This window comes from Nitrospinota bacterium, from assembly GCA_009873635.1.
Classification (GTDB): Bacteria; Nitrospinota; Nitrospinia; order Nitrospinales; family VA-1; genus LS-NOB.
Genome location: WAHY01000019.1, coordinates 1989 through 9030, shown reverse-complemented (window position 1 = coordinate 9030; position 7042 = coordinate 1989). Strand labels below are relative to the sequence as shown.

The 7042-nt window shown below is 44.5% G+C and carries 8 protein-coding genes and 1 pseudogene (1 of these 9 running past the window's edge); 2 read left to right on the top strand and 7 right to left on the bottom strand.

Translation table 11 applies throughout. The annotated features are described in order from the left end of the window. Positions 1 to 1197 (top strand): annotated as a pseudogene (gene pntB / locus F3741_10305) (Re/Si-specific NAD(P)(+) transhydrogenase subunit beta) (it extends 288 nt beyond the left edge of the window). Between the two features lie 3 nt (positions 1198 to 1200). Here the strand turns inward: pntB and F3741_10300 are convergent. Then, positions 1201 to 2040: a hypothetical protein gene (locus tag F3741_10300; protein ID MZG31175.1), complete on the bottom strand. Its 840-nt coding sequence runs from the start codon at positions 2038 to 2040 to the stop codon at positions 1201 to 1203. A 50-nt stretch (positions 2041 to 2090) separates the two neighbouring features. Here F3741_10300 and F3741_10295 point away from each other — a divergent pair, with 50 nt between their 5' ends. Next, positions 2091 to 2420, top strand: a complete 330-nt coding sequence (locus F3741_10295; GenBank protein MZG31174.1) for a hypothetical protein — start codon at positions 2091 to 2093, stop codon at positions 2418 to 2420. Positions 2421 to 2465: 45 nt separating this feature from the next. Here the strand turns inward: F3741_10295 and F3741_10290 are convergent, their stop codons facing one another. The 6 genes from F3741_10290 to priA form a co-directional block, all read right to left on the bottom strand. Further along, positions 2466 to 3467 (bottom strand): zinc-dependent alcohol dehydrogenase family protein, encoded by a 1002-nt coding sequence (locus tag F3741_10290; protein MZG31173.1) that lies wholly within the window; start codon positions 3465 to 3467, stop codon positions 2466 to 2468. A 208-nt stretch (positions 3468 to 3675) separates the two neighbouring features. Further along, entirely contained in the window at positions 3676 to 4065 is a 390-nt protein-coding gene (locus F3741_10285; GenBank protein MZG31172.1) for a hypothetical protein, read from the bottom strand. Further along, complete coding sequence (gene msrP, locus F3741_10280; GenBank protein ID MZG31171.1) at positions 4049 to 5008, bottom strand: protein-methionine-sulfoxide reductase catalytic subunit MsrP; 960 nt, start codon at positions 5006 to 5008, stop codon at positions 4049 to 4051. Before msrP ends, F3741_10285 begins: the two co-directional genes overlap by 17 nt. Further along, positions 5001 to 5324, bottom strand: coding sequence for a divalent-cation tolerance protein CutA (locus F3741_10275; GenBank protein MZG31170.1), 324 nt, complete (start codon positions 5322 to 5324; stop codon positions 5001 to 5003). The genes msrP and F3741_10275 overlap by 8 nt, the downstream gene beginning before the upstream one ends. A gap of 11 nt (positions 5325 to 5335) precedes the next feature. Beyond that, positions 5336 to 5923: a DedA family protein gene (locus F3741_10270; GenBank protein ID MZG31169.1), complete on the bottom strand. Its 588-nt coding sequence runs from the start codon at positions 5921 to 5923 to the stop codon at positions 5336 to 5338. A gap of 31 nt (positions 5924 to 5954) precedes the next feature. Beyond that, positions 5955 to 7042 (bottom strand): primosomal protein N' (gene priA, locus F3741_10265; protein ID MZG31168.1); only part of this gene is annotated, 1088 nt, incomplete at its 5' end.

The following is a 7042-nucleotide window of genomic DNA, read 5'->3' as shown; positions in this document are numbered from 1 at the left end:
AGCATCGGACTGATTTTGGCCAAGCGGGTGCAGATGACCGAGATGCCCGAACTGGTCGCCATATTGCACAGCCTTGTCGGACTGGCGGCGGTCCTGGTTGGATTCGCCAACTTCATGGATCCTGGGCGGTTGCAGCATTACAGTGGTATTGAATTAACCATTCATGATGTGGAAACTTATCTGGGGATCCTTATTGGTGCGGTAACCCTGTCAGGCTCTATCATCGCATTTGGAAAACTGAGCGGTAAAATAGGCGGTAACCCAGTATTGTTACCGGCGAGACATTGGCTAAATCTAGGTTTGCTGCTGTCTTCCATTTACCTTTGTGTGATGTTTGTTGACCAATCTGCAGCAGGAGGAGGACTCTCTCCTTTGATGATCATGACAGGAATCGCATTGCTGTTCGGAATCCACATGGTCATGGCTATCGGTGGTGCTGATATGCCGGTTGTTGTTTCCATGCTCAACAGTTATTCCGGCTGGGCGGCGTCTGCAACCGGGTTCATGCTTAACAATGACCTGTTGATTGTAACGGGTGCGCTGGTAGGTAGTAGTGGTGCAATCCTCAGTTACATCATGTGTCGTGCTATGAACCGGAAGTTTTTGAATGTTATCGCCGGTGGATTTGGTACAACAACCGGAGGCGGAAGCTCTGCAGCTGTTGAAGATCAGGGTGAAGTGGTTGCACTGCAAGCCCCTGAGGTTGCAGCCTTGTTGGCAGAGTCTAAAGAGATCATGATCATTCCGGGATATGGAATGGCGGTGGCTCAGGCACAGCATATCGTCTATGAAATCACCAAGGCTCTCAGGTCCAAAAAAATAAATGTACGCTTTGGCATCCACCCTGTTGCGGGGCGAATGCCTGGGCATATGAACGTATTGCTTGCCGAAGCGAAAGTGCCTTACGATATCGTTTTTGAAATGGATGAGATCAATGATGACTTTCCGGATATTGATGTTTCAATCATCATTGGTGCCAATGACATTGTAAATCCTTCTGCGCAAACCGATCCGGAAAGTCCCATTGCCGGTATGCCGGTGATGGAATGCTGGAAAGGTAAAACCACAATTGTGCTGAAACGCGGCATGGCTACTGGATATGCGGGTGTGCAGAATCCTTTGTTCTTTAAAGAGAACACACGCATGTTGTTTGGTGATGCGAGAACGAGCCTGGATGAGGTCTTCAAAAACCTTTAAGGCTCAACGGGGAATCGTGAATGCAATGTTTCCCTGTGAAGATGGCACGAGAATGAGATCGCGGGCATAGTCAAAAGAGATGCCTGCTGGAGTCAATATGTTTTCCCGGACAGTTTCTGTCCGGGAAAATTTTTTTATCCTGTAGATTTTTCCAGCCGACTCATCTGAGATCAATAAATCACCCTCCCGGTCCCAGTCTATTCCATAAAGTTTTTTAAAAGTTTGCGGGATGACGGACAAGATTTTACCATTCATTCCAACTCCTAATACTTTTCCACTTGCCCGGGTTACTACAATCAATCTCTTGCGTAAGGGATCGTAAACCATTCCACTGGGATTACCCAGACGGTTGTCCCTGGCATGAATGGAAATGCTGTGGTCGTTGTCCGTTTCTATTTTATAAATAGCATTGCCGAGGACATCTGAGACATAAAGGTTGCCTTCGTCATCGAATGCCAGTCCTCTTAACCGTTTTACACCGATTCCGGTTAAGTCAATATGACCTAAAGGCATGCCGTTATTTTTGTCGAACCAGCGTAAAGAATCAATATCCGTGACATAAAGCTTGTTGTCTTTGAGCGCCAAACCGTCTGGAGCGTGCAGGGTGACCTGAGGGCTACCTCCCCGGATTACAAGTAAAGTCTTTCCTGATGCGTCAAATTTTTTGATGATTCCGTTATTGTCGCGGCTCTCCGGGTTGCCGTTGATGTTGGAGATGAAATAGTTTCCTAGTGCCGGGTCAACAATAAAACTGGCAGGGGATCTTAAATCCCCAATACGAAATGCCTCAGCAGGCAGGATTAAAAAGAAGAAGATGAACAAATTTGATAGAATAAACCTCATAATATCCACTTTAGCATAAATGAATTTGTATCAACTTTAACAAGGTCAGCATGCCCAAATCGCATGGGAAAAATGAAATTTTTATGGGCATGGTACTGATGGGTGCTACAGGCCTTGCTATGGGCTGGGTTATTCATAGTCCACTCCTGATGGTCATCGCCGGAGTTTTGGGTCTGGTGGTTGGCGGGTTCATCGGGTGGATTGGTGGGCGACGTTATATGCTCATTATTTGCCTGGGAGTATTAACCGGAGCCTTCTTTGGATATCGAACAGGAGATCAGGATATTCTCATCATTGCAGCAGGAAGCGGAGGCGCCATTTCCGGTTTTGTAGCAGCACAGATAGAACAATTCTTCACCTCCAGGGGTGATGCAGACTAGCTATTATTTTAAATAGTGGTTGGATAATGAGCAAGTGTAGAGGAATCAAGTATTCTCTAAGACAATTTTCCCAATATGCTTATTGGATGCAAATAGGGCATGAGCCTCATTTGCCTGGCTGAAACAGAATTTCTCTTCGTGTATTAGTGGCTTGATTAATCCTTCATCTACCCATTTGGCGACTTTTTCTAACAATACACCATGATGAGTTCGGCCCTTTCCTGTCAGCATGGGTAAAAGCATAAATACTAAATGTAAACTTAACCCCTTCATATGCATCGGTGAAAGATCATGTTTGTTGGTTCCTATAATACTGATAACTTGACCGCTGATCTTAACGGCACTCAAAGATTTATCCAGATTTTCTCCGCCAATGGTATCAAACACGACATCAAACCCCTCATCTGCAGTGAGTCGTTGTTTATAGTCTTTCACGGTTTCATCGTGATAGAAAATAATTTCATCTGCACCCAAACCTGTCGCAATCCTGGCTTTATCTTGAGAAGATACTGTGGTTGCGACCTTTGCTCCATGTCGCTTGGCAAGTTGTATTGCTATATGACCCACCCCTCCTGTCCCGGCATGCACAAGTATATGATCCCCTTTTTTTATACAAGCTCTGTCAAACAAGCCTTCCCATGCGGTGATCGTTACAAGTGGTAATGCCGCCGACTCAGCGAAGCTTAATGATTTGGGTTTCAAGGCAATCAAGTCACTATCTACCACCATGAAGTCGGCTAATGCCCCTTCAATATTTCCGGCTTTCCCCTGCAGTCCACCCGCACAACCATAAATCTCATCGCCAGTTTTAAAGGCGGTAACACCATCTCCAACTTCAGAGATAACTCCCGCAACATCCATATGAAGGGTTCCGGGTAATGCGGGATTAATTCCTAAATCACTTTTTAACAGTTTATGGTCAACAGGGTTAAGACTTGTGGCTTTTACCTCAACCACTACATGCCCCTGCTTTGCTTTTGGTTTTTCAACTTCATTTTCAACAAATTTTGCGGCTTCGCCATATTCATGGACTCTGTAAGCTTTCATTGCCTTGATCTCCATGCTAAACAAATATTCCGCTAGCATAATACAGGCAATGTTTTAATTAACAAGCATACAAAACAAAATTTAAAGCAAAGGAAAAAATTGGAACAGCTAATCTTTGGAAATGGCTTGAGAGGTTATTGGTGCAAAAGAAGCTTCCCAAGCCAGTCAACACTTTTTAGCACACATAAATATCACATAAGAGGGAAGGTTATTGATGATTTGCTGATGTTGTTGACAAATCACTTGCTGGCGTTGCTGGAGGGGTCGCCCACATCATGTTGACACGGCCAAAATCGAACATGACATTTTGATCCCACAGCTTGTCTTGATCTTTAATGATATTATTGTATTTCCATACCTCTTTTCCTCGATGCTCCCACCTGGTATTCGGTTCCCCGAGAGTTTCCAGCACTTTTTCTTTTGTTCGATTCATGAAAGTGGATTCGAACTCTATGACTGTATAGATATGTTTTTTTATCTGGTTTTTTTCTACTTCCTCTTCGGCCCATAAAGATACGGGTAAGAGGAACAAGGAACATAAAAGAAGAGATACTAACTTTAATGGATGCACTGAAAACTCCTCAATATAAATGGGCAACGAATTCTCCATAGCCATTATAGGGGAGAGTGGGGCGGATGTCTCCGCTACCGATCATTTTTTCTCGTGTCTGTGGCCAACGTGGGTGGGGGATCCGGGGATCAACATTGGCTGTGAAGTCATACTCCAAACCTTGCAAGGTGTTCCAGAAAGTTGAAGGACGGTAATCAACCAAATCAATCTTAACAATAGATTTGATATTTTTGAACCCGTATTTCCAGGGCACAACCAGACGAATCGGGGCGCCGTGCTGTTTTGGAAGCGGATGTCCGTAAATGCCGGTGGCTAGAAATGCCAGTTCATTCATTGCTTCCTGAATGGTCAATCCTTCGACATAGGGCCATGGTTCCCAGAACGCAAGTTGACCCTGGGCAGTGAACGGCTGATAGAAAGTTTCAAACCTCACATGCGTGGCCTCAGATTTAGGCTCAACCTTTTTCAGGAGCTCACGAAGCATGAACCCTGTCCAGGGCACTGCCATGGCCCAGGCCTCCACGCAACGTAACCTCAGAACACGTTCCTCAATGGGCATGGTTTTCAGCAGGGTTTTCAGATCAAACGACTGGGGCTTGTTGACCAACCCGCCCACCTGGATTGACCATAAGTTTGTGTTCAGTTTTTGCGCATAATGCACCGGGTCAATTTTACCGGTTCCAAATTCATAAAAATTATTGTAGGTGGATGCGACTTTCTCATCCGTTAAGGGCCGATCCAGTTTGTAAAGCGGGTTCCTCCTAGCCGGATAGACAGACTTTTCAAGTTCAGTCCATTTAACTTCAGGAAGAACATTTGGGGGAGAAGAAGGCCCACAACCATATAATACCCCTGCAGTTGCTGCTGTAGTCAGAACGGAACCTTTTATAAAGTCCCGCCTGCGCATATAGACAGACTCGGGTGTGACAAGATTATCTGAAATTTCCCATTCTCTTTTAATCCTAATCATGGGTTTTTGTGATCCATTCATCAATCCCTGACAGGTATGCGGGCAAGCCCTGCTCGATATTTAAGGCTATGATTTCAGGCACCTCGTAACTATGTTTTAATTTGACCCATGTTTCAAGAGCTTCATAACGGTCTTTACGGGTTTTAACGATTAACAGAAATTCTTCGTCAACATGGATCTTATCTTCCCAATAATAGGTTGACTGAACTTTTGGGATGGAACTTACACAAAACGCAAGCTTTTCTTCTACCAGTCCCCTGCTTATTTTATCCGCTTCTTCTTTTGACCCGGTTGTGATGAAAATTACATAGTGCATGGTAGGCTCCGTCAAAATACAAATTTTAATAGATAAAATCCTAAAACAAGCAGAATGAAAAAAACGATACTGAAAATATTAAAATATTTTTCTATTAATTCTTTGATGGGTGGTCCGAATTTGTAAATTATAAATCCAACCAGAAAGAATCTAGCTGAACGACTGATCGCAGAAGCCAGGACAAATGTTGGAAAATTTATTTTAAACGTTCCAGCTGCAAGGGTGAAGATTTTATAGGGCAACGGTGTGAAGCCAGCTGCGGCAACTGCCCAGGCCTGGTGCTCGTCATACAGAGCTCCTATTTGTTCAAACTTGGCTTGCAAGTGATAAAACTCAACGATCCTGTTGCCGAACAAGTCCATAAACTTATAGCCTATGAAATAACCAAACATTCCGCCAAGAACAGAAGCCAGAGAACAAATGAAGGCAAACCTGACCCACAAAGCAGGCAGGGCGACAGTCATGGCGATCAATAAAACATCGGGCGGGACTGGGAAAAAAGATGATTCGATGAATGAAATAAAAAACAATGCGGGAAGCGCATAGGGAGTTGCGGCCCAATGAAGGACCCAATCATACATGGATCGAAATATTTTCATGAATATTGTTTTAACTTAAGTGATATGAAAATTATAAAAGGTTGAAAGGATCAACGTCGATTGAAAGCCTGATTTTTCCACGGGATGCGGACTTCAGCTCGTTAAGCTCCTGACAGTCTACCAGAATTCTTTGCAGTGTCTGCATGTTCTGGCCGCGTAATATAACATGCCAGCGGAATTTGTTCTGAATTCTATAAAGAGCCGCTTTGGAAGGACCCAGTATTTCTGCATGCCTGGTAACTTTTCGAGTCAGGGCCTGGCCTAGTTTGGCAGCAGTATTTTGCCCAAGTGTTTCATCTTCACTGACAATTTCTATGGCTACCAGTCGTGTGAATGGTGGATAGTTGAGTTGCTGCCGCAATTTTAACTCTTTCTCATGAAATGCATTCACATCGTGTTCCCGGACAAACCCGAACATATAGTGGTCAGGATTATTAGTTTGAACGATCACCTTTCCGGGAACTTCTCCTCTTCCCGCTCTTCCGGCAACTTGGGTGAGTAACTGGAATGACCTTTCGCATGATCTGAAATCGGGTATGTTCAAGGATAAATCAGCATGTACAACTCCTACAAGAGTGACGTTGGGAAAGTCGTGTCCTTTAGTTATCATTTGCGTGCCAATGAGTATGTCGATTTTCCCAGCATTCATTTTCTTGTGCATAATTGAAAATGAATCGCGACTTCTTGTCGTGTCACGGTCAAGCCGCGTTACCCTGGACTCCGGAAACAGCCTGCGGATTTCCTCTTCCAGCTTTTGGGTGCCAAAACCACTGAAACGAATCACTTCTCCCTGGCAGTCAATGCAACGATTGGGCATCTTAGTCTTGAAGTTGCAATAATGGCAGAGCAGGAGTTCATCCTTGCCATGAAAGGTGAGGGTGACACTGCAATGGGCGCATTCCAATGCGTAACCGCATTCAGGGCAAAAAACGAACCGGGCTGTACCTCTGCGATTGAGAAAAAGAAATATCTGTTCCTTACGGGAAAGCCTGTCATGGATTGCGTTTCGCAAGGTTCCGGAAAGCATGGAGAAATTTTTGAATTCTTTTCGTTCTTTTTTCATGTCCACCAGGCTTACCAGAGGCAGCATTCGTTCACCAACACGGTTTGCAAGCGACA

Bases quoted from the DNA above. Each gene is read 5' to 3' on its own strand.
- F3741_10300 (MZG31175.1), bottom strand. From the start codon at position 2,040: ATGAGGTTTATTCTATCAAATTTGTTCATCTTCTTCTTTTTAATCCTG.
- F3741_10295 (MZG31174.1), top strand. From the start codon at position 2,091: ATGCCCAAATCGCATGGGAAAAATGAAATTTTTATGGGCATGGTACTG.
- F3741_10290 (MZG31173.1), bottom strand. From the start codon at position 3,467: ATGAAAGCTTACAGAGTCCATGAATATGGCGAAGCCGCAAAATTTGTT.
- msrP (MZG31171.1), bottom strand. From the start codon at position 5,008: ATGATTAGGATTAAAAGAGAATGGGAAATTTCAGATAATCTTGTCACA.
- F3741_10275 (MZG31170.1), bottom strand. From the start codon at position 5,324: ATGCACTATGTAATTTTCATCACAACCGGGTCAAAAGAAGAAGCGGAT.
- F3741_10270 (MZG31169.1), bottom strand. From the start codon at position 5,923: ATGAAAATATTTCGATCCATGTATGATTGGGTCCTTCATTGGGCCGCA.